Here is a 26,296-nt window from a genome sequence, read left to right as displayed (position 1 = left end):
GCCCAGGAGTTTGAGTGACACCATGGATGCAACGGCTGATACCGCTCAAGTTGTCATCCGTCCGCCATTCGCATGGGGGCTTGCCGTTATTGCCGGGCTTGTTCTCCACTGGCTCGTACCGTGGCCGTTTCTGCCGGATCATCTGCCTGCGGGCTGGTTGGGCTGGATCATATTCATGCTCGCGCTGGCGTTGTTTGTCTGGGCTATCGTTACGATCACCAAGACGGGATCGAACGTCCCCACCAATCGGCCGACCACCGCCATCGTCGAGAGCGGACCCTATCGCTTTACCCGCAATCCCATCTATCTCGGCATGATGCTGGGGCTGGTCGGCTTGGCTGTCGCGTTGGACAATCTCTGGCTGCTGGTGACGCTGGTGCTTTTTGCGCTCACCATTCGTTACGGCGTCGTGGCCCGCGAGGAGCGCTATCTCGAACGCAAGTTCGGCGCTGTTTACGGTGGCTACCGATCACGCGTACGGCGATGGCTGTAGCTAGTCTTTCCTGAACACGATCCTGCCGAGCCAGCCGGTGAGCATGGCCAGGCCGATGGCAAACAGGCCGTAGCCGAAGCCGTGGTCGGTGGCGAAGCGGTAGATGGTCTGTTCGAAGCCTGACTTGACGATGGCGAGCTGGGCCGAGGTTTCCTTGATGAACAGGCCATTGCGGAACAGGAAGGCGCGCGCCTTGTGGGTGCCGACCGGCACGTTGGGGGCGAGGTGCAGCGTGGCACGGAACAGGCTCTGCGACAGGAACTGCACGCCGCCGACATTGTCGGAGTAGAGCCCGATCGCCTGCTTGCGCTCGCGCAACGCGTCGGTGAATTCCTGGATCGTCAGCGGACTGTCACGCTTGTCTTCCGGCTCCATGTAGATGTTGGAGGCGCCGAGTGAAAGCTGCCGGTAGTTGTTGGGATCGGTGATGTCCTGCGGCTGGCGCGTGGTCGCCACCGAATAAGACATCGGCACGTTGACGAAGGTTTCGGACTGGGTATTGATCCACATGCCGAGCACGCGGCTCTTGCGACGTACGACGACCGGCCGCGCCGGGCCTTCGAGCACGACATAGACGTCGTAGCGGCCCTGGCGGTTGATCAGCGGATCGGCGTTTTCGAGCGCACCGAAGATGGTGAGATCGGCGCCGGCGAAATTGGCCGTGATGGCGACGCGGTCGGTCGACAGGCCGATCTGGATGCTTTCGGGATGTGCCGGCTCCTGCGCCCACGCCGGAACGGCGGCGGTGAGCGCCAGCGCTGCAAGACATGCCGCCGCGCGCATCACAACAGCCCGCTCACGGCAGTCAGCGAATAGAGGTTCTGCGGCTTCACGAACAGGTCGAAGCCAAGGCGAAGGGCGACTGCCAGCACCAGCAGCGCCAGCAACGCGCGCAACTGTTCGCCGCGCAGCTTCTGGCCCGCCTTGGCGCCATATTGCGCGCCGGCGACACCGCCGACCATCAGCACCAGCGCCAATACGATGTCGACGGTCTGGTTGGTCGAGGAGTGGACAAGCGTGGTGAAGGCCGAGACGACGACGATCTGGAACAGCGAGGTTCCGACGACGACGTTGGTCGGCACCTTGAGCAGGTAGATCAGTGCCGGAACCATGATGAAGCCGCCGCCGACACCCATGATGGCCGAGAGGAAGCCGATGCCGGCGCCGATGCCGAGCACCGGGATGACCGAGACGAACAGCTTGGAGGTGCGGAAGCGCATCTTGAAGGGCAGGCGATGGATCCAGTTGTGCTGGCCGGATTTCTTCAGTGCCGGCGGCACCCCGCCCTTGGTCAGGCGCAGTGCATTGACGCTTTCGATCAGCATCAGCCCGCCAACGGTGCCCAAAAACACGACGTAGAGCAGTGAGATGAACAGGTCGAGCTGGCCGATGGCGCGCAAGAGCGCAAAGACGAACGCACCGGCGGCCGAGCCCGCGATACCGCCGGCAAGCAGCACCGTGCCGAGCTTGAAGTCGAGGGTGCCGCGCTTGAGATGGGCGAGCGCGCCCGAAAAGGACGAGGCGATGACCTGGTTGGCGCCGGTGGCGACGGCGATGGCGGGGGGGATGTTGTAGAAGATCAAAAGCGGCGTGATCAGGAAGCCGCCGCCGACGCCGAACATGCCCGACAGGAAGCCGACCGCCGCGCCCATGGCAAGGAGCACGAACACATTGACCGACATTTCCGCAATCGGGAGATAGATGCCCACCCGTCAGTCTCTGCAAAACGAATTGTTGCCGACGCCCATCCCTGGGAGCCCGTTGGCTACCGGGTACTTGCGCCGACATTGCGGCGAAGTCAAACTTCGCCGAGCACAAAACGAAAAATAACTCAATCAGTTAACCCACCGGTAAAGGCGGGCCGCAGAAAGCCTGAAAAGAGGAATTATTTACGCGCCAGCAAAGCCTCGACCAGTGGGCCATCGACCTCGCCTGTAGGTGCCATGGCGTTGTCCTTCTGGAAGGCGGCGATGGCGTCCTTGGTCTTCTGGCCCATCATGCCGTCGGGCTTGCCGACTTCGTAGCCGTTCTTGCTGAGGATCGCCTGGATGTTCTGCACGGCCCTCTTCATGTCGACCTTGGCCGGAGCGTCCTGCCAAGCGGCTGGGACGTCGACCGAGTTGGAGGCAGGGTCCAGCGCCTTGGGCTGCCAAAGTGCAGTCGTCTCCTTGGCACGCTTGAGCTGCTCGGGGTTGAGCGCCTTCGCGATCTCGTCGCGCTTGGAGGCCGCGTCATTGTCGCCCTGCTTGGCGACGAGCGCGAACCACTTGTAGGACTCTTCGAGGTTCTGCTTCATGCCGACACCCTTGGCGGCAAGAATGCCGAGATTGAACTGGCTGTCCTTGACCCCGAGTTCGGCGGCACTGGTGAACCAGCGGTTGGCAGAGTCGTTGTCGACCGTGCCGTCGGCGCCCATGGCAAGCAGCACGGCAAGATTGTGCATGGCGCTGGCGTTGCCCTGGGCGGCGGCGAGCTGGTACCAGGTCTTGGCCTTGGCAGCGTCGCGTTCGACCCCGGTGCCCTTCTCATACATGTTGCCGATGCGGTACTGGGCGGGGGCGAAACCGAGTTCGGCTGCCTTTTCGTACCACTGCGCTGCAGCCTTCATGTCGGCATTGGTGCCGCGTGCTTCGGCGTAGCGCGAGCCGATCTCGAACAGCGCCTTGGCGTCGCCGGCATTGGCCGCGTCGCGCAATGCGGTCGGGCCGACGGCTTCGGACATGAAGGCGGCAGGCGTGGGCGTTGGTTTGATCGTTTCGGTTACGAATGGCTGTGCCGGAATGGATTGCGTGCTGTTGCGATCGAGTGCGAGTTCGGCCGGTGCGTTGTCCTGGATCGCTTTGGCGATCATGTCGGGCTCAGCCACGGGCGCTTGAGAGACTTCGGGTTTATCACCATTGCGAACCGGAGCAGCATTTGTCCCGATGGGCTTGGCGGGGGCCGATGCCGCTACCTGGACCGGCTGTGCCGCCGTCGGTGCAACCGTGACGCTCGCGGTCTCGACCGGGTCGTTGAGGAAGGCCTTGCCGAGTTGCATGCCGGCGAGCGCCAGCATCACCGCGCCGACGGCCATCAGCACCGACTTGCGTCGCGACTTGATGAGATCGCCGATGCGCAGCGCGCGCACCGGGCCCTTGAGGTCGGAACTGCGCTTGAGGGCATCCGCCTCGGCGGCCGCTGCCTGCGCAGCGCGACGGGCAGCGGCAATGAAGTCGGACTTCGCCGCGTCGGGCTCGTTGGTACGCACGGCGTCGCCACGCTCGTCACGGACCCGGCGCATGATGGCGTTGAGGTCGGGCGCGCCCGAGCCGGGTTCCAGCGGACGGTTGGCGGTCTTGGGATCGAGCGGCGCATCGAGCATGACACTCGGCGAAAGCGTCTCGACGACAGGCTCGGCGGCCTCGGCGACGACCGGCTCCTGCCTGGCCTTCTTGGTGAAGGCCCACGCAAGACCGCTGAACATCGAGGTCCTGGCAGGCTTCTGCTCTTTCTTGTCGGCGTGGACACTGTCGAGGGCCGCGACGGCGGCGGCTGCTTCGGCGGCTGCCTGGGCGGGGCTACGCGTCGTGTGATGCTCGACCGGAGGTTCGGCACGGTCGGCGCGGCGTCCGAAGGTGGCGTTGGCCTCGGGCAGCGGTGCCGGCACTTCCAGGTCGAGCGACGGCGTTTCGCTGAGCGCAAGCTTCGGCGCCGGAGACAGCATGGTGGTCGACAACAATTCGGCGACGGACGCCGGCGGAGCCTCGACGGGCGCTGGTTCGCCCGGTTCGAGCGAGCTTAAGCGGTCGACGATCTTCAGCAGCGTGTCGTGGATCGCCTCGAAGGTCTTGCCGTTGCGCTCGTCGGAGCGGCGGGTCAGCGTTTCCAGCGCCTTGAGGTCCTGCGCCAATCCTGCCACGGCGGCGGTTTCGGTGGTCGAGCCGGAGAAGGAGCGCACCGCGTCCTCGGCTGCCTGGCGGGCGGCTTCGACAAGGGCGTGATGATTTCCTGCAATCGAGCGTTCGATCTCATCGAGGCGCGGGCCGATGTCTTCGAGTTCGGGCAGCGGCGAGCCGGGGCGCGCGAGGTGGTTCGACAGCTCGCTGACCTGTGCTTCCAGACCTCGGATCAGGCCTGGATCGATGCTCGATACCTGTGCGGCCGACATTTCCAGGCGGCCGGAGATGTCTTCGAGACGAGCTTCGAGACCGCGCATGGCAAGCTCGGTGGCAGGGTCCGGGCGGTTGGTCTCCAGCCGCTGGGCGAAGGCGGTGAAGCGCGCGTCGATGGCCTCCATGATACCCGATTGATCTGCACTGGGTTGGGCGGCCTGGCGGTCGAGGCGATCGCCAAGGTCTTCGAGACGGCGTTCGAGATCGCGAAACAGCGTGTTGCCATGTTCGAAGGCGTCGCCCTGGCGTCGCTCGAACACTTCGGCGAGCGCATCGAAGCGCTGCTCGATGCCCTGGAACATCAGGCCGGCGTCAGGCGCGGCGGGCGTGCGCGAGATCTTGTCGGCAATCAGCGAGATCTGCCGGCCGAGGCGCTCGACGGCCTGCTCAGGGATCTCGCTGCGCGCAGCAATGTCGTCGACGCGATTGGAGAGCACGTTGAGGCACTCGATGATCTCGGCCGTCGGCTGGTCAGCGGTGATCTCTTCGATCTGATGGGCTAGCGCTGCGATGCGCACCTCGATCCGCTCGAAAGGCTCGGGGTTGAATTGTGGCGTCTGGGCGGCGACCGTCGAAGCGACGATTGCCCGCGAGATCTCGTCGAGCCGCTCATCGATGAGGCCGAACATCTCGTCGCCATGGCTGTCGCGCTGGCTAACGAACTGGTCGACGGCACCGGCCAGCGTGCGGACCTTGTCTTCGATGGAGCGCAACGACAGCGATTCGGGCAGGTTGTTAACGGCGTCGTTGATCTGCTCGAGACGACTGGCGAGCGCGGCAAGGGCAGGGTCTTCGGTACGCTGGCGGACGTCGGCCGACATGCGGTCGGCGAAATCGGTCCAGCGGCGGTCAAAATCGTCCCAGCGGCGATCGACCGAAAGCACCGTCTCTTCGCGTGCCAGATCGCCCAACGAGCGGCGAACCTGCTCGAGTTCGAGGCGCAGCGTGTTGACGCTCTTGTCATCGCTGCGTTCGGCGAGAGAGTGGATGGCGCCAGACAGCCGCTCCAGTTCAAGCCCGAGTTCGGCGGCCTGGGAGCCTGCGGCACCTGCCTGGCTGGCGCGGTCGATGTCCGTGCGAAGCAGGTCGAATTCGCGCTGCAGCCCGGAAGTCATCTGGTGGCGCATCTCTTCGCGCAGCGCGCGCAACTCGTTGGCGATCTTGCCGGCGGCGGCGATGCCGTCTTCCTGGCTGCGGGCGCGGTCGATGTCGCGCGCGATCGTATGGTAGGGCCTTTCGTAGGGCGCGCTGCGGCCATATTCGCCGCGCGGCGCGTAGCCGGCCGGGGGCGCCTGGCGCTGCGGCGCGCGATAGGATTCGGCGCGCTCCTCACGGGTGCGTTCGAGCCGCGCTTCGAGATTTTCAAGAGAACGGTTGAGCTGGTCGAGCGACGCATTCGGGCGGCGCTGCCGGCCTTCATTAAGGGTGTCGAGATAGGACCGCTTGTTGTTCATCGAAACGCCCGTTGGTCAGAGTGCTGGTGCCGAAACCAGAAGTCTCAAATCCTTGCCGGGGACGGAGGGGCGAGATGCCACGGAACTGGATCCCCCCGAGGCTTTTCGCCGCCTTCCGAAACCGTGAACAATCCGATACATGGCGCTCACGGGGGAACCGACACGGCTACATTTCCCTCAACGTGGTAAACAAGCTCTTAACCAAGCTTAAGAAACTGCGACGTTGTGTAACCGCTGCAGCGGCCAAATCGGCCAGATTTCCCTTGCGTAGGGTAGGCGCTATCGTTATAGCATTTACGTAAACGTAAGACGTGTGCAGATCGCCGTCTTTAGGAAGCATTTACATAGAAACCACGATCGGAAGCCCCGCCCCCTGCGGCTTCCATCAGAGCACCGGCCGGCTCAGCCGCCGTGCTCGCAATTGGGGATTGCAGAGTAGATGATGAAGCTTGTGTCGGTCGCCGACGTTGCGGCCAATGAAAACAATCTCTCCAGTGACGACTATGTCCGCATTGGCGAGATGGCGAAGAAATACGGCGTGACCTTGCGCACGTTGCGTTTTTACGAAGACAAGGGGTTGCTCAACCCCAAGCGTGAGGGTGCTACGCGCCTTTACACCCGTCGCGACCGCGCGCGGCTGAAGCTGATCCTGCTCGGCAGGAAGGTTGGCTTCTCGCTACGCGACGTCAAGCAGATGATCGACCTCTACGATCCGACCGGCACCAACGCCAAGCAGCTGCGGCTGACGCTCGACAAGTCGGACAAGCAGCTCGGCCGCCTGAACAAGCAGCGCCAGTTGCTCGACGAGGCGATCGGCGAGCTGAGCGAGCACATGGCGGTTGTCCGCCAGCTGCTTGCCGAGCGCACCGCCGTGCAGCAGGCCAGCGCCGCAAGCTGATATCAAGCTGTTTGCGTGTTTGAAAACGACCCGGCGAGGGAGACTTCGCCGGGTCGTTTTGCATTTGGGGCTGGCTGGTGCCGGCGGGGTCCCTGAGAAGTGATTTCGGCGACGTCATCGAAAAATCGGTGGCAGTAAAAATTGACGTTTACGCAAACGTCAATTTTTGCTAATCCCCGTTCGACAAGCGGTTCCCTGTCGCATACCGTCTGGCCGGAACCGGCTTACATTTGCTGGAGGATGAGCAATGCCGATATTCCGGGCGCCGGTCCAAGACACGCTTTTTGTGCTGAATGATGTGCTCGGCTACGAGCGCTATAGCAATCTTGCCGGCTTCTCCGACGCCAGCCCCGACGTTCTCGAGGCAATCCTCGCCGAAGGCGCCAAGCTCGCTGAAAACGTCATGCATCCGCTCAACCGCGTCGGCGACATGGAAGGCTGCGTCCGCAACGAAGACGGCACGGTGACCACGCCCAAGGGCTTCAAGGAAGCGTTCGACCAGTACCGCGAAGGCGGCTGGATGGGCCTGGCGGTGCCGGCCGAACATGGCGGCCAGGGCCTGCCCTACACCGTTCACTCGGCGGTGGGCGAATACATGTCGGCGGCCAACATGGCGCTGATGATGTATCCCGGCCTGACCCAGGGCGCGATGGCTGCGATCCTCGTGCACGGTTCCGAAGAACAGAAGGCGACCTGGCTGCCAAAGATGGTCGAGGGCGCCTGGACCGGCACAATGAACCTGACCGAACCGCATTGCGGCACCGACCTTGGCCTGCTGCGCTCGAAGGCCGTGCCGAACGGCGACGGCTCCTACAGGATTTCAGGCCAGAAGATCTTCATCTCGGCCGGCGAACACGACATGTCGGACAACATCGTCCACCTGGTGCTGGCCCGCATCGAGGGCGCGCCGGAAGGCGTGAAGGGCATCTCGCTGTTCATCGTGCCGAAGTTCAATCTCGATGATCAGGGCAATCCCGGCACGCGCAATGCCGTGTCGTGCGGTTCGATCGAGGAGAAGATGGGCATCCACGGCAACTCGACCTGCGTCATGAATTATGACGAGGCCGAAGGCTTCCTGCTCGGCGAAGCCAATGGCGGCCTGAAGGCGATGTTCACGATGATGAACGAGGCGCGTCTCGGCGTCGGCCTGCAGGGTCTCGCCGTTTCCGAGGTCGCCTACCAGAACGCCGTCGCCTACGCCAAGGACCGCATCCAGGGCCGTTCGCTGACCGGCCCGAAGGCGCCCGACAAGAAGGCCGACCCGATCATCGTCCACCCCGACATCCGCCGCAAGCTGATGACCATGAAGGCCTTCAACGAGGCCGGTCGCGCGCTGGTGCTGTGGACCGCGATCAACTCCGACGTCGCCCATCGCTCCGAGGACGCGGGTGAACGCCAGGTCGCCGACGACCACATGGGCCTGATGACGCCGATCGTCAAAGGCGTGCTCACCGACAAGGGCTTCGAGCATGCCGTCATGGCGCAGCAGGTCTTCGGCGGTCACGGCTACATCGAAGAGCATGGCATGAGCCAGTTCGTGCGCGATGCCCGCATCGCCATGATCTATGAAGGCGCCAATGGCGTGCAGGCGCTCGACCTCGTCGGCCGCAAGCTCGGTCTCAACGGCGGCCGCGCCGTGCAGGCCTTCTTCAAGGAAGTCGGCGAGTTCTGCGAGGCCAATCGCGGCGACGAGCAGATGGCGCCATACACCAAGGCGCTGAAGAAGGGCCTCAACGACCTGCAGGCAGCGACGATGTGGCTGGTCCAGAACGGCATGGCCAATCCGGACAATGCGGGTGCCGCCTCGACCGACTACATGCATCTCTTTGGCCTTGTGGCCCTTGGCTACATGTGGGGACGTATGGTCAAGTCGGCGCAGGACAAGCTGGCCACCGGCGCCAACGGTTCGGCCGATTTCTACGAGACCAAGCTGGTCACCGGCCGCTATTTCATGGAGCGCGTGATGCCCGAGACCGCTGCGCATCTGGCGCGGCTTTCGACCGGCTCGGCGACGATGATGGCGCTTCCGGCGGAGGCGTTCTGAGGAATACGTACCCCTCCCCCTTGAGGGGAGGGTGGCCCGCAGGGCCGGGAGGGGTTCGTGACGACAGGTAGCGACGATTTGTTGAAGGTACACACCGAGAGGAAAACTGTCGTGCCTCGCACTCGCATCGGTTTCGAAATGCGCCAGAAGGCGCGCTCGTTGCGCCTGCACACCACCAAGGCGGAAACCTTGCTTTGGTACGAATTGCGGGAGTTGCGAGCTGCAGGGTTGAAGTTCAGGCGCCAGTCTCCGATTGGACCGTACATTGTCGACTTCCTCTGTCCATCCGTTCGTCTGGTGGTTGAGATTGATGGCGACAGTCACGAAACGGAGCAGGTAAGCGGCACGACGCCAATCGCGACGCTTACCTGGAGTCTCTCGGATATGTCGTGCTCAGGATTGACGAGCCGGATGTGATGCACAGCGCCTGGCACGTCGCGCAGTTTGTAAGGGAGAGGGCGGAGAGCATGTTGGGGGACCCCACCCGGCCGCTGCGCGGCCACCCTCCCCTCAAGGGGGAGGGAGGAACCGCGCCATGACGACAATTCCTGCAGATGTTCTGGGACTGCCCAAGCCCGCCTGGGCGGCGGACGATGTGTCGATGCTCTACGACATGGCGCACCGCTTCATGACGGAAGAAATCCTGCCGCACTACGACGCGTTCGAAAAGAACGAGATGGTCGACCGCGCGAGCTGGGAAAAGGCGGGTGCTGCCGGTCTGCTCTGCGCATCGATGCCCGAGGAATATGGCGGGTCGGGCGGCACCTTCGCCCATGAGAGCGCGATCATCGAGGCGATCGGGCATGTCGGCGTCGACGGCTTCGGCATCGCCTTGCACAACTCGATCGTCGCGCCCTACATCCTGCACTACGGCTCGGAAGAGCAGAAGAAGAAGTGGCTGCCCAAGATGGCGACCGGCGAGCTGATCGGTGCCGTCGCCATGACCGAGCCGGGAGCAGGTTCCGACCTGCAGGGCGTCAAGACACGCGCCGAGCGTGATGGCAACCACTACCGCATCAACGGCTCGAAGACCTTCATCACCAACGGCCAGCACGCCAACCTGATCATCGTCGTGACCAAGACCGATCCGTCCAAGGGCGCCAAGGGCACCTCGTTGATCGTCGTCGAGACCGACGAGGTCGAAGGTTTCGAGCGCGGCCGCAACCTCGACAAGATCGGTCTCAAGGCCAACGACACGTCCGAGCTGTTCTTCAACGACGTGCGCGTGCCGACCTCCAATCTGCTGGGACAGGAAGAAGGCCAGGGTTTCGTCCAGCTCATGCAGCAGCTGCCGCAGGAGCGGCTCGAAATCGGCGCCGGCGCGATCGCCATGATCGAGCGCGCGCTTGCCGAAACCATCGATTACGTCAAGGAGCGCAAGGCTTTCGGCAAGGCGATCCTCGACTTCCAGAACACCCAGTTCAAGCTCGCCGAATTGAAGACCGAGGCGACCATCGGGCGCGTCTTCTACAATGACTGCGTCGCGCGTCATATTTCTGGCGGGCTCGATCCGGTAACTGCATCAATGGCCAAGTATTGGCTGTCGGACCTGCAGTGCAAGATCGTCGACGAATGCCTGCAATTGTTTGGCGGCTATGGTTATATGAATGAATACCCGATCGCCCGCATGTACCGCGACGCGCGCGTGCAGCGCATCTATGGCGGTACCAACGAGATCATGAAGTTGCTGATCGCCCGCTCGCTCTGAGCCGCCGATCCGGAAACCAAGGAGCTGGAAAATGGCTGACGCTTTTGTCTATGACGCCGTGCGCACGCCGCGCGGCAAGGGCAAGAAGGATGGATCGCTGCACGAAGTGCCGGCGGTGCGCCTCGGTGCCAAGGTGCTGGAAGCCTTGCGCGACCGCAACGGGTTCGACACGGCACAGGTCGACGACATCATCTTCGGTTGCGTCGACCCGGTCGGCGAAGCAGGCTCGGTGATCCCGCGTTCGGCCGCCTTCGAGGCCGGCTACGACAACAAGGCGCCGGGCATGCAGATCTCGCGCTTCTGCGCCTCGGGTCTCGATGCCATCAATTTCGGCGCCGCCAAGATCGCCCAGGGCGCCGACGACATCGTCATCGCTGGCGGTGTTGAGTCGATGTCGCGCGTCGGCATGGGTATGTCGGGTGGTGCCTGGTTCATGGACCCCTCGGTCGGCATGCCTGCCTGGTTCATGCCGCAAGGCGTTTCCGCCGACCTGATCGCCACGAAATACGGCTTTTCGCGCGACGACGTCGATGGCTATGCGGTCGAGAGCCAGAAGCGTGCGGCGCGGTCCTGGGAGAAGGGCTACTTCAAGAAGTCGGTCGTGCCGGTCAAGGACCAGAACGGCCTGACCATCCTCGACCATGACGAGCACATGCGCCCGACCACCGACATGCAGTCGCTCGGCCAGCTCAACCCGTCCTTCGTCATCCCCGGCGAAATGGGCGGCTTCGATGCCGTTGCCGTGCAGCGCTACCCCGAACTGGAAGAGATCAACCACGTCCACCACGCCGGCAACTCGTCTGGCATCGTCGATGGTGCCGCCGCCGTCCTGCTAGGCTCCAAGAAGGCCGGCAAGACTATGGGTCTGAAGCCACGGGCACGCATCCACTCGTTCTCCAACATCGGTTCGGAGCCGGCGATGATGCTGACCGGTCCGGTCGACGTGACCGAGAAGCTGCTCAAGCGTGCAAAGATGAAGATCTCCGACATCGACCTGTTCGAGCTCAATGAGGCCTTCGCCTCCGTCGTTCTGCGCTACATGCAGGCCTTCGAGATCCCCCATGACAGGATCAACGTCAACGGCGGCGCCATCGCCATGGGCCACCCGCTGGGCGCCACCGGCGCTATGATCTTCGGCACCGTGCTGGACGAACTCGAGCGCCGCGACCTCAACACCGCGCTGGTTACGCTGTGCATCGGCGCCGGCATGGGCACCGCGACGATCATCGAGAGGGTGTAACGCTTTTTCCTTCTCCCCGTTCACGGGGAGAAGGTGGCCCGAAGGGCCGGATGAGGGGCTGCGCCAGGATTGGCAACGTCAACTCTGCCCCTCACCTGCCTGCCGGCATCCTCTCCCCGTAAACGGGGAGAGGCCCTCAGTTTCACCGTCGCGCTTGCCGCTGACGCAACAGATTTCAAGGAGGAAATTCTCCAATGGCTGACTACATCAACTTCACGGTCGAAACCGATGCCGATGGCATTGCGCTCGTTACCTGGAACATGCCCGACCGCTCGATGAACGTATTCACCGAAGAGGTGATGAACGAACTCGACAAGATCATCGATCAGGTCGTGGCCGACGCCGGCATCAAGGGTGCCGTGTTCACCTCGGGCAAGGAAACGTTCTCTGGCGGCGCCGACCTCACCATGCTGCAGAAGATGCTGAAGGTCTTCGCCAAGGAAAAGGCCAAGGATCCGGAAAAGGCGGCCAAGCTTCTGTTCGACAACGCCGGCCGCATGGGCGGCCTGTGGCGTAAGCTCGAGACCTGCGGCAAGCCGTGGGTGTCGGCGATCAACGGCACCTGCATGGGCGGCGCTTTCGAGCTGTCGCTGGCCTGCCACGGCCGCGTTGCCGCCGACAGCGACAAGGTCAAGATGGCCCTGCCGGAAGTCAAGGTCGGCATCTTCCCGGGCGCCGGCGGCACCCAGCGTGTGCCGAGGCTGACCGATCCGCAGTCGGCCCTGCAGATGCTGACCTCGGGCCAGACACTTTCGCCGCAGAAGGCCAAAGCCATGGGCCTGATCCATGCCGTCGTCGAACCGGCCAAGCTGATCGAGGCCGCAAAGGCGATGATCGCTGCCGGCCTGAAGCCGGTTCAGCCATGGGATGAAAAGGGCTTCAAGCTGCCCGGCGGTCCGGTCTATTCGGCTGCCGGCGCCAATCTCTGGCCACCGGCAATCGCCATCTTGCGCCGCGAGACCTATGGCAACTATCCGGCTGCCACCGCGATCCTGAAGTCGGTCTATGAGGGCCTTTTGGTGCCCTTCGACACCGGCCTGCGCATCGAGCAGCGCTATTTCACGGAGATCATGCAGACCAAGGAAGCGGCAGCGATGATCCGCTCGCTGTTCGTGTCGCTGCAAGAGTTGAACAAGGGCGCGCGCCGCCCGGAAGGCATTGCTGACACCAAGTTCAAGAAGATCGGCATCCTCGGCGCCGGCTTCATGGGCGCGGGCATTGCCTATGTCACCGCCAAGGCCGGCATTCCGGTCGTGCTGCTCGATCGTGACATGGCTGCGGCCGAAAAGGGCAAGGCGCATTGCGACAACCTGATCTCGGAACAGATCAAGAAGGGCCGCGCCAAGGCCGAAGAGCGCGACAAGCTGTTGTCGCTGATCACGCCGACCGCCGACTATGCCGATCTCAATGGCTGCGACCTCGTCGTCGAGGCGGTTTTCGAGGACTCGGAAGTCAAGAAGGGCGCGACCGAAAAGGCCGAGGCCGTACTCAAGTCATCGGCGGTGTTTGCCTCCAACACTTCGACCATTCCGATCACTTCGCTCGCCAAGAACTCGGTGCGTCCGAAGAACTTCATCGGCATCCACTTCTTCTCGCCGGTCGACAAGATGATGCTGGTCGAAATCATCATGGGCAAGAAAACGGGCGACAAGGCGCTCGCGGTTGCGATGGACTTCGTCCGCGCCATCAAGAAGACGCCGATCGTCGTCAACGACACGCGCGGCTTCTACGTCAACCGTTGCGTGCTGCGCTACATGTCGGAAGCCTTCAAGATGCTGATCGAGGGCGTGCCGGCGGCGATGATCGAGAATGCCGCAAAGGCTGCCGGCATGCCGGTCGGCCCGCTCGCATTGACGGACGAGACGGCTGTCGACCTCGCCCAGAAGATCATGAAGCAGACGATCAGGGATCTCGGCGAAAAGGCGGTCGATCCGCGCCAGATGGCGCTGATCAATACCATGGTGGACACCCACGGCCGCTTCGGCCGCAAGAACACCAAGGGCTTCTACGACTACCCGCCGAAGCCCGCCAAGAAGAAGTTGTGGCCGGGCCTCAAGAACCTCTACCCGCAGATCGCCCCGGAAAAGGTCGATGTCGAGGAACTCAAGCAGCGCCTGCTGTCGGTCATAGCACTGGAAGCGGTGCGGGTCATGGAAGAGGGCATCGTCACCGATCCGCGCGAGGCGGATGTCGGCTCGATCCTGGCCTTCGGCTTCGCCCCTTACACGGGCGGCGCGCTGTCTTACATTGACGGCATCGGCGCCAAGAAGTTCGTCAAGATCGCCAAGGACCTGCAGAAGAAATACGGCGCCGAATTCAAGGCACCCAAGCTTCTCATCGACATGGCGGAGAAGGGCGAGACATTCTACCAGCGCTTCGATCCCTACGCGAAATCAGAGGAAAAGAAGGCGGCCTGACGCAGCATGTACGTCTGGGCAAGACTGGCTCGCATGGCCGCGACGAAATCTCGTCGCGGCCCTTACCGTTTTGGCGATGAGGGCCGGCTGTCGTTCCGCTGCCTGCCGACCGACATCGACTTCAACATGCACCTCAACAATGCGCGCTACATGATGCTGGCCGATGTCGGCCGCATCGACATCTTCATGCGCTCAGGTCTGATCGAGCTGGCCCGCAAGCGCGGCTGGGCACCGATGCTGGGCGGCCTGCAGACAGTGTTCGTGCGCGAGATCAGGCTGTGGAAGCGCTTCGACGTGGTGTCCTCGATCGAGACCTGGAATGGCACCGAGGTCATCGGCAAGCACCGCTTCGTGCTCGACAATGGTGAAACGGCGGCGCTGATCATGACAAGTGCCGGCGTTTACGATCGCGGCAACCGGCGCTTCGTGGAGATAGGCGATCTCATGCGGCAGCTTGGGGTGGATGCCACGCCGCGCCCGGTGAGCGCCGAAGAAGAGATATTCATCGCCTCGCACAAGGGGTTGCGGATACTGGCGAAGACGCAGGACTGACGGCTGCCCGGGCGAGACGCGTATGGACAATCGCCGCCGGCGTGGTTAATACTAAAAAGGTATTTTTTCCTGTTCGCAAGGAGAGCGCCATGCTCTCGCATGAACGTGTCTGGGCCGCGATAGACGCTCTTGCCGAGCGCTATTCGCTTTCGGCGTCGGGCCTCGCCAAGAAGGCAGGGCTCGACTCGACCGCGTTCAACAAATCCAAGCGTCAGTCGGTCGACGGCCGACCACGCTGGCCCTCGACCGAGTCGCTTGCCAAGATCATCGAGGCGACCAATTCCTCGCTCGAGGAATTCTTGGGTTTTGTCGAGCCGGCTAAGGCGACCGTCAGGACCAAGCCGCGTGAGCAGCAGACGGGCGTGCCGCTGCTGGGATTCGCCCAGGCTGGTGCTGGCGGTTTCTTCGACGACGCCGGTTTTCCGGCGGGGCAGGGCTGGGAACTGATCGAGCTTCCGGCACGCGCAACCGACAGTTCCTATGCGCTTGAAGTTCAGGGCGACTCGATGCTGCCGCTCTACCGCAATGGCGACGTGCTGATCGTCGAGCCGGGGGCCGCCGTCCGCAAGGGCGACCGTGTCGTGGTCAAGACGATGTCGGGCGAGGTCATGGCAAAGGTGCTCGAACGCCAGACGCAAGGCATCATCGAATTGGTGTCGCTCAATCCCGAACATCCCGTCAGGCGCTTCCACACCGGCGAGGTCGAGTGGATAGCGCGTATCGTCTGGGCGAGCCAGTAGGGCCGATGCGTCCAGCCGCCATAGCCGTCGCTGCCGCCGGGTTCGGCATCGCCACGCTGCTCGTCACCTTTGGCGGGCACAGATTGGCAGCCGTTGAAGCACCCTCAGTCGATGCCATCGATGAGGACGACCTTCCCACGGACGATGGCATCGCTGCGGTGGATCCATCACAGACTGAGCAGCAGGAGCCTGAAGCCACTGTCCCTGATACTGCCGAGCCGCCTTCGACGGCGCAGGGAGGCTTGTCGCGGGAGGCTCCTCGCGCTCCACTGAGCGACCTCAGCCTCGCCTTGCCGCCGAAGCCGAAGGCAGATGAGGGCACCACGCTGTTCCATCCGGTCGCTTCCGCTTCCGGGCTGATAGAGGCCAAGGGCCTGCACGTGGCGATATCTGGCGTTGCCAGGCTGGATGCTGGCGAAACTTGCTCTTTCGAAGGCAAGGAATGGAATTGCGGGACGCGAGCACGGACGGAATTTCGCAGCTTCTTGCGGAGCCGGGCCGTGGTCTGCGACGTGCCGGCTGACGCGGCTCAGGGCGAGGTTGTCGCCAAATGCCGGATCGGCAAGCAGGACGTTGGCGAGTGGCTGGCGGCAAACGGTTGGGCCAAGGCCGATGCAGGCGGACCCTATGCCGACATCGGCAAGAAGGCCGAGACCGAGAAGAAAGGCATCTACGGGCCACCGCCGGAATTGATCGAAATGACGCTCTCGCCTGACGGCACGAGCTTGCCCTCTGTCGAGCCGACGGTCGAGGCTCCAGCTCAATAGCCCAAGCGTCTTTGAGGCAAGTTCAGCTTTGTTGCGATCCGGGCCGCTACAGCCCCTTCATGGCGAGCCTATCGAACCATGGTTCGACAGGCTCGCCATTAGGGTTTTGGGGAAGCCTGGAAGGACGCGGTGCTCGGCTTACGCCGTCAGTTCGCCTTCAAGTGCCTTGCGGATCAGCGCGCGCGTTTCTTCGATACCGTAGAGCGCGGCGAAAGAGCCGAAACGCGGCCCGCGTTCCTGGCCGATCAGCACCTGGTAGATCATCTGGAAGAAAGCGCCCGATACGCCGGGACCACCTTCCGGGCTCTTCTTGGAATGATCCTGGTAGCGCTCGATCTGGCGGGCGATGTTGAGCGAGGCGTTCTGGATCGCTTCGCCGTCGGCACCTGCAGGCAGGGCGCCGAGTGTCTTTTCGAGCGTTGCCAACGCTTCGCGTTCGACCTCGTCGGCCGCACGGAAGGTTTTCGTCGGCTTCACGAAATCGTCGAAATAGCGGATCGCATAGCCGGTCAGCCTGTCGAGCTCGGGATGAGTTGCAGGCGTGATGCCAGGCGCATGGCGCGAAATGAAGCCCCACAAGACGTCCTTGTTCTGGGCATTGGAGGCGCTGACCAGGTTGAGCAGCATCGAGAACGGCACCGGCATGTCGATGGCAGGCGGGTTGCCGTCGTGCATGTGCCAGACCGGATTGCCCAGGCGCTCTTTCCACTCCTGACGGGGGTAGGCAGAGAGGAAGGTGTAATATTCGTCCACCGCCCGTGGAATGACGTCGAAATAGAGCTTCTTGGCCTGGCGGGGCCGCTGGTACATGTAGAGCCCGAGGCTTTCGGTCGGCGCGTAGGTCAGCCATTCGTCGATGGTCAGGCCGTTGCCCTTTGACTTCGAGATCTTCTGGCCGTTCTCGTCGAGGAACAGCTCGTAGACGAAATGTTCCGGCGCCCGCCCGCCCAGGATGTTGCAGATGCGGTCGTAGATGATCGCGTTGGTCTGGTGATCCTTGCCGAACATCTCGAAATCGACGCCGAGCGCTGCCCAGCGCATGCCGAAATCCGGCTTCCACTGCAGCTTGACCCTGCCGCCGGTGACCGAAAGCGTCGTTTCGGTGCCTTCGTCGTCGAAGGTGATGGTTCCGGCCTTGGCGTCGACATGCTTCATCGGCACGTAGAGCACGCGGCCACTCTTCGGTGAAATCGGCAGGAACGGGCTATAGGTCGCCTGTCGCTCTTCGCCCAGCGTCGGCAGCATCACCTTCATGATGTCGTCGTACTTCTCCGCGGCCTTCAGCAGCATCGCGTCGAACTTGCCCGACTTGTAGTAGTCGGTGGCGCTGGCGAACTCGTAGTCGAAGCCGAACGTGTCGAGGAAGCGGCGCAGCATCGCGTTGTTGTGGTCGCCGAAGCTGGCATAATCGCCGCCGAAGGGATTGGGCACCGCTGTCAGCGGCTTGTGCAGATGTGGCTCCAGGAAGGCGCGGTCCGGCACGTTGTCGGGGATCTTGCGCATTCCGTCCATGTCGTCGGAGAAGCACAGAAGCTTCGTCTTGACCTTGTCTTCGGTCAGCACGCGAAAGGCATGGCGCACCATGGTGGTGCGCGCCACTTCGCCGAACGTGCCGATATGCGGCAGACCCGAGGGACCGTAGCCGGTCTCGAACAGCACCGTCTCGGGGAAATCCCTGCCTGTGTAGCGCTCGACAATTTTTTTGGCCTCCTCGAACGGCCAGGCTTTGCTTTCAGCCGCTGCCGCGAGGATTTCAGAGTTGAGATCTGTGATGCTTGATCTCGTCATGTCGAGAGCCCTTTTTCGTTGGGCGGAATGTCCGCCGAAGACGGCATGCTCTATGCGCGCATGCCTCGGGCGTCAACGATTCCGGCCATTTTTCATTGCGGCGGCGCCGTCGCGTTCCTAAATTCGGGCGGCAAATCAACTGTCTGGAGACTTCGATGCCCTTGCCGACCGCCCACGAGGCGCTGATTTATCTGATGGTCGTCACGTCCGCCTCTGACCGTGACATGACCGATGTCGAGCTGGCGCGGATCGGCGAGGTGGTCAGGACGTGGCCGGTGTTCATGGATTTCGACGCCAAGCGGCTGATCTCGGTTGCCCAGGATTGCCAGCTTTTGCTGCACGCCGACAATGGCCTCGACGACATCATGGATACGGCGCGCAGGGTAATCCCAGAGCGACTGCACGAAACCGCCTATGCCGCTGCTTTCGAAGTCGCGTCGGTCGATCTCGAAATGCGCATGGAGGAGCTGCGCGTGCTGCAACTGATGCGTCAGAACCTGAGCGTGGATGCCCTGACGGTCGCCGCCATCGAACGCGCCACCAAGGCGCGCCACCGCACGCTCACCTAGCAGTTTCAGAAGAAACTGACCGGGAAGTAGCGCAGATAGAGCTCGGCGAAGGTACCCTTGGCCGAGATCTGGTGCAGCGCGTAGTCGAAGGCTGCGGCCAGCGGTTCATTGTCCGGCTTGGTTGCGATCGCCAGGCCGGTGCCGAGATATTCGGGCGCAAGATAAGGGCCGCCGGCAAAGCGGCAGCAGCCGGCTGCATCAGTGCCGCTAAGCCAGAACGACAGGCGCATGCCGTCGCCAAAGACGGCGTCGAGCTTGCCGTCCTTGAGGTCGGTATTGAGCCAATCTGACTTGGAATAGGTGACGACCTTCACATTGCCGAAATAATCCCTGAGCACGCGCTCATGCGCCGAGCCGGCAAGCACGCCGACACGCTTGCCCATGAGCTTGTCGGCGATTGGCTCGCTGACGGCCTGGGCTTTTTTCATGATGAAGCGTGCGGGGAACTGCAGATAGGGCCGCGAGAAGGCATATCTTTCGCGTGTCTCGGCCGTTGCCGGTACACCCGCTATGAGCGCTTCGCCTTCGCCGGAGTTCAGCGCGCCGTCGAGTTCGGCCCAGGGCAATGCCTGGATCTGGCATTTCTCGGCAATGCCGAGTTCAGCGCAGATGGCGCGTGCGAGATCGATGTGGAAACCTGACAGCCGACCGCTCTTGTCTATGAAGTTGAAGGGCGGAAAATCGGTCGTCGTCAAGAAGCGCAAGCGCGGCAGTGTTGAAAGGTCCGGCTTCTGCAGCCGCTCCTTGCTGTCCCATAGCACCGGCACCTGCGGTTCGGCAGCCTTGGCCGGGCCGAGCAGGGCTGCCAGCGACATGGTGATCGCGAGCATCAGCGGTGCGGGCTTCATGTTTGCTCTGGCCCTCGGTGGACGCGCCGCCAAAAAGGCGGCGACAGGCATTCAAGTCGTAAACTTGCAGAAGCTTTACCGTCGCGATGGCCATCAGGCAAAGCGATTGTGAAGCTTTGCACGACAAGGCGGGATAAGTCGGGGATGGGTATAATAAATTATATCAATTGGCCGATATCTCACCCATTCGGGGCATGGTCTCAGTGAGGGCGATATGCATTATTGCCCCGGGGAATTGCAGCATTTGGGGGTGTTGCAATGGAACTGGACCGGTCGCCTTGGGGAGGATGCACGTTCGCGTGCGAGCTGCATAATGCAGCTGGCGTGGCTTGGTTCGATTACTGTCGTAGTATCCAAATTTACGGCTCGCAGGCCGTGGGTGCGTGATGGTTACGCTTGACTCCAGTCACGTGACCATCCGCCCCGCTTTTTCCGAGGATCTGCTCCCCGAGCATCATCCAATCAAAGAAGCGAACGACAACAGCCTCAACGCCTATGAGCTGGCACTGGCGTCCGTGCCCGAAATGCAGTCGGCCCTCGACAGGCTTGGCATTTCCGAGGCCAACCGCCTTAGGCTAGGTTCCCGCGCGCTCTTCCATGGCACGACCTTCCAGGCTGAGTTGCTTGTCTCGGGGCTGGTTTCCGAGCAGGCATATTTTGCCGCTATGGCGCGTGAGATCGGTGTCGAATGGCTGAAGTCGATCGATCCGGGTCGGCTTTTGATGGACGAGAAGGCCTGCTGGGCGCAGTTCGATCGCTGCGGCCGCGCCATGTCTGCCAAGCTGTGCGAGGCGCCGGGGCAATACACCTGTGTCGTGGCGCCCGATCAGGCAGGCTGGGCCCTGCTGAAGAAGCATTGCCTGGCCAGCCCAGGCCTGGGTCGCCGCATCAAGGTCGTCGCCCCATCGGTGCTCAGGGCGGCATTGTTGATGAACGCGCAGCCCATGCTGACGCGGCTCGCGCTCAACAAGCTGCATGACAGCCAGCCGGAACACTCCGCGCGCGACGTGTTCTGGCCCTGGCAGACCTACAGCCTCGGCATGTTGACGGTGCTGCTGCCCGTGGCGTTTGCCACCGGACCCATGTTGGCGCTGTTTGTCGCGCACCTGGTCATGGTCATCTTTTTCATCGCATGCGCGGCCTTGCGAGCCGTTGCGGCGGTTTCGATACCTCCGTCGACAACTTCGCGGATTTCGCTTCCGCTTTCGCCCGACTTGCCGGTCTATTCCGTCCTCGTGGCGCTCTACAAGGAGTCCGAGGTCGTGCCAGACCTGCTGGTAGGGCTCAGCAAGCTGCAATGGCCACGCAGCAAGCTTGAGATAAAGCTGATCTGCGAGGCAGACGACACCGAGACCATCGCGGCGATCACCGCCCATCCGCTGCGTTCCTATGTCGAGGTTGTTCTGGTGCCGCCGTCGCTGCCGCGCACCAAGCCCAAGGCACTAGCCTATGCGCTGCCTTTGACGCGAGGCGAGGTGATCGTGCTGTACGATGCCGAGGATCGCCCGCACCCGATGCAACTCGCCGAGGCGTGGCAGCGCTTTCAAAGCTCCGGGCGCGATCTTGCCTGCCTGCAGGCGCCGCTTGAGATATCCAACCGCAGCGCGAACATGATCGCCAACATGTTTGGCTTCGAGTATGCGGCGCTGTTTCGTGGCCTGCTTCCCTGGCTCGCCCATAACCGGATCACGCTTCCACTCGGTGGCACCTCCAACCATTTCCGGCGCGAAGTGCTGGAAGAGATCGGAGGCTGGGATCCTTACAACGTCACCGAGGATGCGGATCTCGGGCTGCGTCTCGCCCGTCATGGCTATCGCTGCGAGACGCTGACTTGTCCGACCCGGGAGGAGGCGCCGGAAGACCTTGTGTCATGGCATCACCAGCGCGTGCGCTGGTTCAAGGGCTGGATACAGACATGGCTGGTGCATATGCGCGAGCCCCGCGCACTCGCTGCCGAATTGCCGACGATGTCCTTCATCGTCACGCAAATCCTGTTCGCAGGCATGGTGCTGTCGTCGTTGCTGCACCTGGTATTGATTGCGATGCTTGCCGGACTGGCCGTGCAGATCGCATTCGACGTGCCGATGGGGCTTTGGCAGTCATCACTGATCGCCCTGGATGTGATCAGCATCCTGCTTGGCTACAGCGCGTACCTGATGCTGGGCCGGCTCGCGCTCAAGCCCAAGGAAAAGCGCGGCTTCTGGAAGGTCTGTCTGTTTACCCCGGTCTACTGGACGATGCTGTCGGTTGCGGCATGGTGCGCCTTGTTCGAGCTGTGGCGGCGTCCGCACCACTGGTCAAAGACGCCGCATCGCAAGCGTACCATCCGGGCGACGGCTTGAGCGCCAGTCAATCCTTCAGGAACTTCATGCCTTCGGCGATGATCTTGCCGTCGGGCCGGCCGACCTTGTCGAGGTCGCGCCCCTCATAAGGCAATGCCCGCAGGATGTGCCTGATCACCGCGACACGGCAGCGCCGCTTGTCGTTGGCCTGGACGACGATCCATGGCGCTTGCTGGGTGTGGGTCTTTTCAACCATCAGCTCGATCGCCTTGGTGTAATCGTCCCACTTGCTGATGCCGGCTACGTCCATCGGCGAGAATTTCCAGCTCTTCAGCGGGCTGTGGCGCCGGTCGTGGAAGCGCTTGAGCTGCATTTCCTGGCTAATGTCGAGCCAGAACTTGAAGAAATGAACGTTCTCGTTGACGATCATCCTTTCGAATTGCGGCGTCTCGTCGAGGAACTGACGGTGCTGCTCGGGCGTGCAAAAGCCCATCACCGGCTCGACGCCGGCGCGGTTGTACCAGGAGCGGTCGAACGTCACGAATTCGCCCGATGTAGGGAATTGCGCCACGTAGCGCTGGAAATACCACTGGCCGCGTTCGGTTTCGGTCGGCTTGGTCAGCGCCACGTTGCGCGCCGTGCGAGGGTTCATATATTGGCGCAGCACGAAGATCGTGCCGCCCTTGCCAGCTGCGTCGCGGCCTTCGAACACCGAAAGGACACGCTTGCCGGTGGCTTGCAGCCAGGCTTGAAGCTTGACCAGTTCGACCTGCAACTGCTCGATGGTCTCGTCGTATTCCTTCTGCGGCAGCTTGTCGTCATAGGGATAGTTTCCCGACTTCAGCGCCTTCTTGTCAATCCAGTCCGGCAAGATGGGGTCGTTGACGTCGAAGGACCTGATGTCCTTGCCGATCTTGACCTCGATTGGCCCGGCCGTAGGCACCGCATCGGCCATCGCCGCTGCTTCGGCAGCATTCCCCTTCTTGCTTTCCTTGTCTTTTTTCATGACTTCGACACCTTTCCAGCTCGGCAAGTCATGCTATGGGGTGGCTTGGGAGTGGTCCAGAGGCTTCTTGAAGGCGCTGTCGCGGCGGAAAATCGTATGGCTGAGACCAGCACGCAGACAAGGGCACGGCGAACGGCGAGGCTAACGGCAGGCCGGCTCTACCAGAACCGCTGGATGCTCACCGCCGCCGTCACAGCCGTTCTTGCTGTACATTTTTTTGGTGCGGCTTCCGCGAACTTTACGGCGCTGGTCATCGCAGCCCTTGTCCTGTTCGCGCTCGTTGCGCCGCGCACGCCGGCGGCACGCCGGCTTGCCGAAGCAAATACGCGCGTCGAACGCTCGCCGCTCGACAGGCTTTCGGGCGAAAAGCTGGCCGCGGCGGTTGCCGATCCGCTCATCATTTTCGATCGCGGCGGCACGGTGGTGCACGCAAATGCCGCCGCCGAGACGGCCTTTGGCGCGATCAGGCCCGAACTGCCTTTGCTGCTGAAGTTCCGGGCGCCGGAAATGCAGGCCCTGATCGAGGCCGTGCTAAGCGGTGGAGGAAATGGACAAGCGACCGATTATGTCGAGCGCGTGCCCTTCGAACGGGTCTATCGCGTGACCGCTTCGGCGGTCGGGCGCGGCACCGGGCTGTTTGTGCTTGCCTTCAAGGATCAGAGCGAGGCGCGTCGCATCGACCGCATGCGTGCCGACTTCATCGCCAACGCCAGCCACGAACTGCGCACGCCGCTTGCCTCGATCGCCGGTTTCGTCGAAACGTTGCGCGGCCCGGCCCGCAACGACCCTAACGCACGCGACCAGTTCCTGCAGATCATGCAGAACCAGACCGGCCGCATGGCAAGACTGATCGACGATCTCTTGTCGCTGTCGCGGCTGGAGATGAAGCCTTATCTGAAGCCGGGCGTGCGCGTCGATCTGCGCCAGACTATCGAGGCGGTCATTGCATCGCTCGCTCCGCTCGCCAGCGAGACAGGCGTGGTCGTCGAGCGCGATTTCGCTGACGGCCCGTTCGAGGTTCATGGCGACCGCGACGAGCTGTTTCAGGTGTTTCAGAACCTGCTCGAAAACGCCTGCAAATATGGACAGTCGGGCGGGCGTGTTCTGGTTACTATGCACCGAGCCAGCGAAGGCGGCGAACCGGAGTTCGAGGTCACGGTCCGCGACTTCGGGCCGGGCATTCCTGCCGAGCATATCCCGCGTGTCACCGAGCGCTTCTATCGGGCCGACGTTGAAACCAGTCGTGCCCAGAAGGGTACGGGACTGGGGTTGTCCATCGTCAAGCATATCCTGACCAGGCACGGCGCACGGTTGTCGATCCGCTCGAAGCTGGGCGAAGGCGCAGCCTTTACCGTGCATTTCCCCGTCGCCTGACCACAATCCCGCTCAGCCACCTCTCGCCAGCTCGTTTACGCTTGGCTTCATATTTCGCCTTGACTCTAATTAGAGGAATATCTAATTATAGTCAGGCGCAAACAATGGCGGCCAGATGGGTATCAATGCGGTCTTCGAGGCACTTTCGCATCCTGTGAGGCGCAGGATCCTGGCGCTGCTCAAGGATGGGCCGCGCAGCGCCGGCGAACTCGCTGCACATTTCGACCTCACCAAGCCAACGCTGTCGGTGCATTTCAACAAGCTCAAGGAAGCCGAGCTGGTCGCCGTCGAGCGGCGTGGCACGAGCCTGATCTACCATCTCAACACATCGATCCTCGAAGAGGCCCTGGCTGGGCTTCTCAGCCTGAAGGACCAGGACACATGAACCAGGCATTGTTTTCGCGCACCAACTCGGTGCTGCTGGCCGCGTTGGCCGCCGTCACGTTTGCCGGTTATGCGCTCATTCCAGCAGACATGAGCCTGCCGATTCATTGGGGACCGAATGGTGAGCCAGATACATTTTGGCCGCGCAACGCAGCCCTTCTGATGGCGCCGGCGATGGTGATGGTCCTTTCATTGTTGTTCACTCTGGTAGGTCGTCGCGTCGATCAGTCTCAGATAGCCTCCAGCAAGCATGCCTTTGCCACGGTGATACCGGCTATGACCGGACTGGCTTTGGCCATCCAGTCCGCGATTGTGCTGATTGGTCTTGGGTATCCCGACCAGATGGTTCGCGTTATCACGATTGCCATCGCGGTCATGCTGATCCTGCTTGGCAATGTCATGCCAAAGACGCAGCCCAACACGCTGTCTGGCGTGCGTCTTCCGTGGATCATGAACGACCCGGCCCTCTGGCGTGCGACACAGCGCCTGACCGGCCTGCTTTTCGTCGCAGGCGGCACTCTGCTGCTGCTCTGCGCGGTGCTGGTCAAGGAGCCTGTCTGGCTCTTCATCGCATTGCTTGCGGCCGTGCTGACGCCAATTGCGATAGGTAGCCTCTACAGCTACCGGTTGGCGCATCGCAGCTGAGCGACGTCGAGGCGTCGATGTTCGATGGCTTGAGTCAGGCGATGGCCGAAAGCCGGCTACAGTGAAAACCAGCCGTTTCGGCGATTTCTTTATTCCGTCACGCAGCTAGCTTAGGGTTGCGGATTCAGAAGCATGATTCATCCGTAACTCGGGAGGCCCAGAGCAGAAATGCAGTCCGTTCACATCGTCAGCGCCTATGACGGGGAATTGAAGTTCCTCGCACGCAAGATCGCGGCCATGGGCGGCCAGGCCGAACGCATGGTCGATCAGGCGATTGCCGCCCTGGTCAACGGCGATCCGGAACTCGGACGGCGTGTGGTCCAGGACGACGTCTTGCTCGACGAAGCCCAGCGCGAGATCGACGACAAGGCGATCCTGATCATCGCCAGGCGCCAGCCGATGGCCACCGATCTGCGCGAGATCATCGGAGCGATCCGCATTTCGGCGGATCTCGAGCGCGTCGGCGATCTCGGCAAGAACATCGCCAAGCGCGTGTCGGCGGTGGCCGAAGGGCGCCAGCCCAACAGCCTGTTCCGCGGACTGGAAGCCCTGGCCGAACTGGCGCTGACCCAGCTCAAGGAGGTGCTCGACGTCTATGCCTCGCGTTCGGTCGAGCGCATCGGTTTCGTGCGCGACCGCGACGAGCAGATCGACGCCATGTACACCTCGCTGTTTCGCGAGCTGTTGACCTACATGATGGAAGATCCGCGCAACATCACGCCCTGCACGCATCTGCTGTTCGTGGCCAAGAACATCGAGCGTATCGGCGACCACGCCACCAACATCGCCGAGACGATCTACTACATCGTCACCGGCGATCAGATGCCCCCCGAGCGCCCCAAGGAAGACAAGAGCCATCGCGTAACCCTGTCGGACGATGGCAAATCCACTTGAACCGGCGTCCAATAAGGCTCTTCTGCGCGGGGTAGCGAAGGT

The 26,296-nt window shown here is 62.5% G+C and carries 23 protein-coding genes; 17 read left to right on the top strand and 6 right to left on the bottom strand.

The features are described from left to right. Positions 1 to 22 precede the first annotated feature (22 nt). Positions 23 to 493, top strand: a complete 471-nt coding sequence (locus C8K44_RS22540) for an isoprenylcysteine carboxylmethyltransferase family protein (protein WP_109578014.1) — start codon at positions 23 to 25, stop codon at positions 491 to 493. Here the strand turns inward: C8K44_RS22540 and C8K44_RS22535 are convergent, their stop codons facing one another. From C8K44_RS22535 to C8K44_RS22525, 3 genes are all read right to left on the bottom strand, one after another. Then, a complete protein-coding gene (locus C8K44_RS22535) occupies positions 494 to 1,276 on the bottom strand; it encodes a TIGR02186 family protein (protein ID WP_109578013.1) in 783 nt (260 codons plus the stop codon). Further along, positions 1,276 to 2,202 carry a sulfite exporter TauE/SafE family protein gene (locus tag C8K44_RS22530; protein ID WP_109578012.1) on the bottom strand — a complete coding sequence of 309 codons (927 nt, stop codon included), beginning with the start codon at positions 2,200 to 2,202 and terminating at the stop codon, positions 1,276 to 1,278. Before C8K44_RS22530 ends, C8K44_RS22535 begins: the two co-directional genes overlap by 1 nt. Before the next feature lie 176 nt (positions 2,203 to 2,378). Continuing rightward, positions 2,379 to 6,098, bottom strand: a complete 3,720-nt coding sequence (locus tag C8K44_RS22525) for an SEL1-like repeat protein (RefSeq protein WP_109578011.1) — start codon at positions 6,096 to 6,098, stop codon at positions 2,379 to 2,381. 442 nt (positions 6,099 to 6,540) lie between these two features. Between C8K44_RS22525 and C8K44_RS22520 the strand changes: the two genes are divergently transcribed. From C8K44_RS22520 to C8K44_RS22480, 10 genes are all read left to right on the top strand, one after another. Beyond that, a complete protein-coding gene (locus C8K44_RS22520) occupies positions 6,541 to 6,996 on the top strand; it encodes a MerR family DNA-binding transcriptional regulator (protein WP_109578028.1) in 456 nt (151 codons plus the stop codon). Between the two features lie 247 nt (positions 6,997 to 7,243). Next, positions 7,244 to 9,040: an acyl-CoA dehydrogenase gene (locus C8K44_RS22515; protein WP_109578010.1), complete on the top strand. Its 1,797-nt coding sequence runs from the start codon at positions 7,244 to 7,246 to the stop codon at positions 9,038 to 9,040. Positions 9,041 to 9,097: 57 nt separating this feature from the next. Further along, positions 9,098 to 9,457, top strand: a complete 360-nt coding sequence (locus tag C8K44_RS22510; RefSeq protein WP_245417590.1) for an endonuclease domain-containing protein — start codon at positions 9,098 to 9,100, stop codon at positions 9,455 to 9,457. Next, on the top strand, positions 9,409 to 9,579 hold the full coding sequence (locus C8K44_RS28260; protein WP_348626351.1) for a hypothetical protein: 171 nt from the start codon (positions 9,409 to 9,411) through the stop codon (positions 9,577 to 9,579). The genes C8K44_RS22510 and C8K44_RS28260 overlap by 49 nt, the downstream gene beginning before the upstream one ends. Continuing rightward, positions 9,576 to 10,748: an acyl-CoA dehydrogenase family protein gene (locus C8K44_RS22505; protein ID WP_109578009.1), complete on the top strand. Its 1,173-nt coding sequence runs from the start codon at positions 9,576 to 9,578 to the stop codon at positions 10,746 to 10,748. Before C8K44_RS28260 ends, C8K44_RS22505 begins: the two co-directional genes overlap by 4 nt. A 31-nt stretch (positions 10,749 to 10,779) precedes the next feature. Next, positions 10,780 to 11,988 carry an acetyl-CoA C-acetyltransferase gene (locus tag C8K44_RS22500; RefSeq protein WP_109578008.1) on the top strand — a complete coding sequence of 403 codons (1,209 nt, stop codon included), beginning with the start codon at positions 10,780 to 10,782 and terminating at the stop codon, positions 11,986 to 11,988. Positions 11,989 to 12,182: 194 nt separating this feature from the next. Next, positions 12,183 to 14,405, top strand: coding sequence for a 3-hydroxyacyl-CoA dehydrogenase NAD-binding domain-containing protein (locus C8K44_RS22495; RefSeq protein ID WP_109578007.1), 2,223 nt, complete (start codon positions 12,183 to 12,185; stop codon positions 14,403 to 14,405). A gap of 6 nt (positions 14,406 to 14,411) precedes the next feature. Continuing rightward, entirely contained in the window at positions 14,412 to 14,957 is a 546-nt protein-coding gene (locus C8K44_RS22490) for a thioesterase family protein (protein WP_109578006.1), read from the top strand. Positions 14,958 to 15,046: 89 nt separating this feature from the next. Next, positions 15,047 to 15,697, top strand: a complete 651-nt coding sequence (locus C8K44_RS22485) for a helix-turn-helix transcriptional regulator (RefSeq protein ID WP_109578005.1) — start codon at positions 15,047 to 15,049, stop codon at positions 15,695 to 15,697. A gap of 5 nt (positions 15,698 to 15,702) precedes the next feature. Next, entirely contained in the window at positions 15,703 to 16,464 is a 762-nt protein-coding gene (locus C8K44_RS22480) for a thermonuclease family protein (RefSeq protein ID WP_109578004.1), read from the top strand. Positions 16,465 to 16,602: 138 nt separating this feature from the next. Here the strand turns inward: C8K44_RS22480 and C8K44_RS22475 are convergent, their stop codons facing one another. Then, positions 16,603 to 18,252: a lysine--tRNA ligase gene (locus C8K44_RS22475; protein ID WP_109578003.1), complete on the bottom strand. Its 1,650-nt coding sequence runs from the start codon at positions 18,250 to 18,252 to the stop codon at positions 16,603 to 16,605. 155 nt (positions 18,253 to 18,407) lie between these two features. Between C8K44_RS22475 and C8K44_RS22470 the strand changes: the two genes are divergently transcribed. Further along, the gene (locus C8K44_RS22470; protein WP_109578002.1) at positions 18,408 to 18,821 is read left to right on the top strand and encodes a tellurite resistance TerB family protein; all 414 of its coding nucleotides are present in this window, start codon (positions 18,408 to 18,410) and stop codon (positions 18,819 to 18,821) included. Between the two features lie 5 nt (positions 18,822 to 18,826). On the opposite strand, the gene C8K44_RS22465 is transcribed toward C8K44_RS22470, so the two are convergent. Beyond that, complete coding sequence (locus C8K44_RS22465) at positions 18,827 to 19,651, bottom strand: transporter substrate-binding domain-containing protein (protein ID WP_199227183.1); 825 nt, start codon at positions 19,649 to 19,651, stop codon at positions 18,827 to 18,829. Between the two features lie 404 nt (positions 19,652 to 20,055). Here C8K44_RS22465 and C8K44_RS22460 point away from each other — a divergent pair, with 404 nt between their 5' ends. After that, on the top strand, positions 20,056 to 22,011 hold the full coding sequence (locus tag C8K44_RS22460) for a glycosyltransferase family 2 protein (RefSeq protein WP_109578000.1): 1,956 nt from the start codon (positions 20,056 to 20,058) through the stop codon (positions 22,009 to 22,011). Between the two features lie 7 nt (positions 22,012 to 22,018). Here the strand turns inward: C8K44_RS22460 and ppk2 are convergent, their stop codons facing one another. Beyond that, positions 22,019 to 22,906: a polyphosphate kinase 2 gene (ppk2, locus tag C8K44_RS22455; RefSeq protein ID WP_245417591.1), complete on the bottom strand. Its 888-nt coding sequence runs from the start codon at positions 22,904 to 22,906 to the stop codon at positions 22,019 to 22,021. Positions 22,907 to 23,053: 147 nt separating this feature from the next. Between ppk2 and C8K44_RS22450 the strand changes: the two genes are divergently transcribed. From C8K44_RS22450 to phoU, 4 genes are all read left to right on the top strand, one after another. Further along, the gene (locus tag C8K44_RS22450; RefSeq protein ID WP_109577998.1) at positions 23,054 to 24,331 is read left to right on the top strand and encodes an ATP-binding protein; all 1,278 of its coding nucleotides are present in this window, start codon (positions 23,054 to 23,056) and stop codon (positions 24,329 to 24,331) included. Positions 24,332 to 24,446: 115 nt separating this feature from the next. Continuing rightward, on the top strand, positions 24,447 to 24,716 hold the full coding sequence (locus tag C8K44_RS22445) for an autorepressor SdpR family transcription factor (RefSeq protein WP_199227179.1): 270 nt from the start codon (positions 24,447 to 24,449) through the stop codon (positions 24,714 to 24,716). Further along, positions 24,713 to 25,360, top strand: a complete 648-nt coding sequence (locus tag C8K44_RS22440) for an SdpI family protein (protein ID WP_109577997.1) — start codon at positions 24,713 to 24,715, stop codon at positions 25,358 to 25,360. Before C8K44_RS22445 ends, C8K44_RS22440 begins: the two co-directional genes overlap by 4 nt. A gap of 168 nt (positions 25,361 to 25,528) precedes the next feature. Next, positions 25,529 to 26,254 carry a phosphate signaling complex protein PhoU gene (gene phoU / locus C8K44_RS22435; RefSeq protein WP_109577996.1) on the top strand — a complete coding sequence of 242 codons (726 nt, stop codon included), beginning with the start codon at positions 25,529 to 25,531 and terminating at the stop codon, positions 26,252 to 26,254. Positions 26,255 to 26,296: the final 42 nt, after the last annotated feature.

Source organism: Aminobacter sp. AP02, assembly GCF_003148805.1.
Taxonomy (GTDB): Bacteria; Pseudomonadota; Alphaproteobacteria; order Rhizobiales; family Rhizobiaceae; genus Aminobacter.
Note: the sequence above shows the minus strand (reverse complement) of the source record. Positions and strands in the feature narration are given on the sequence as shown.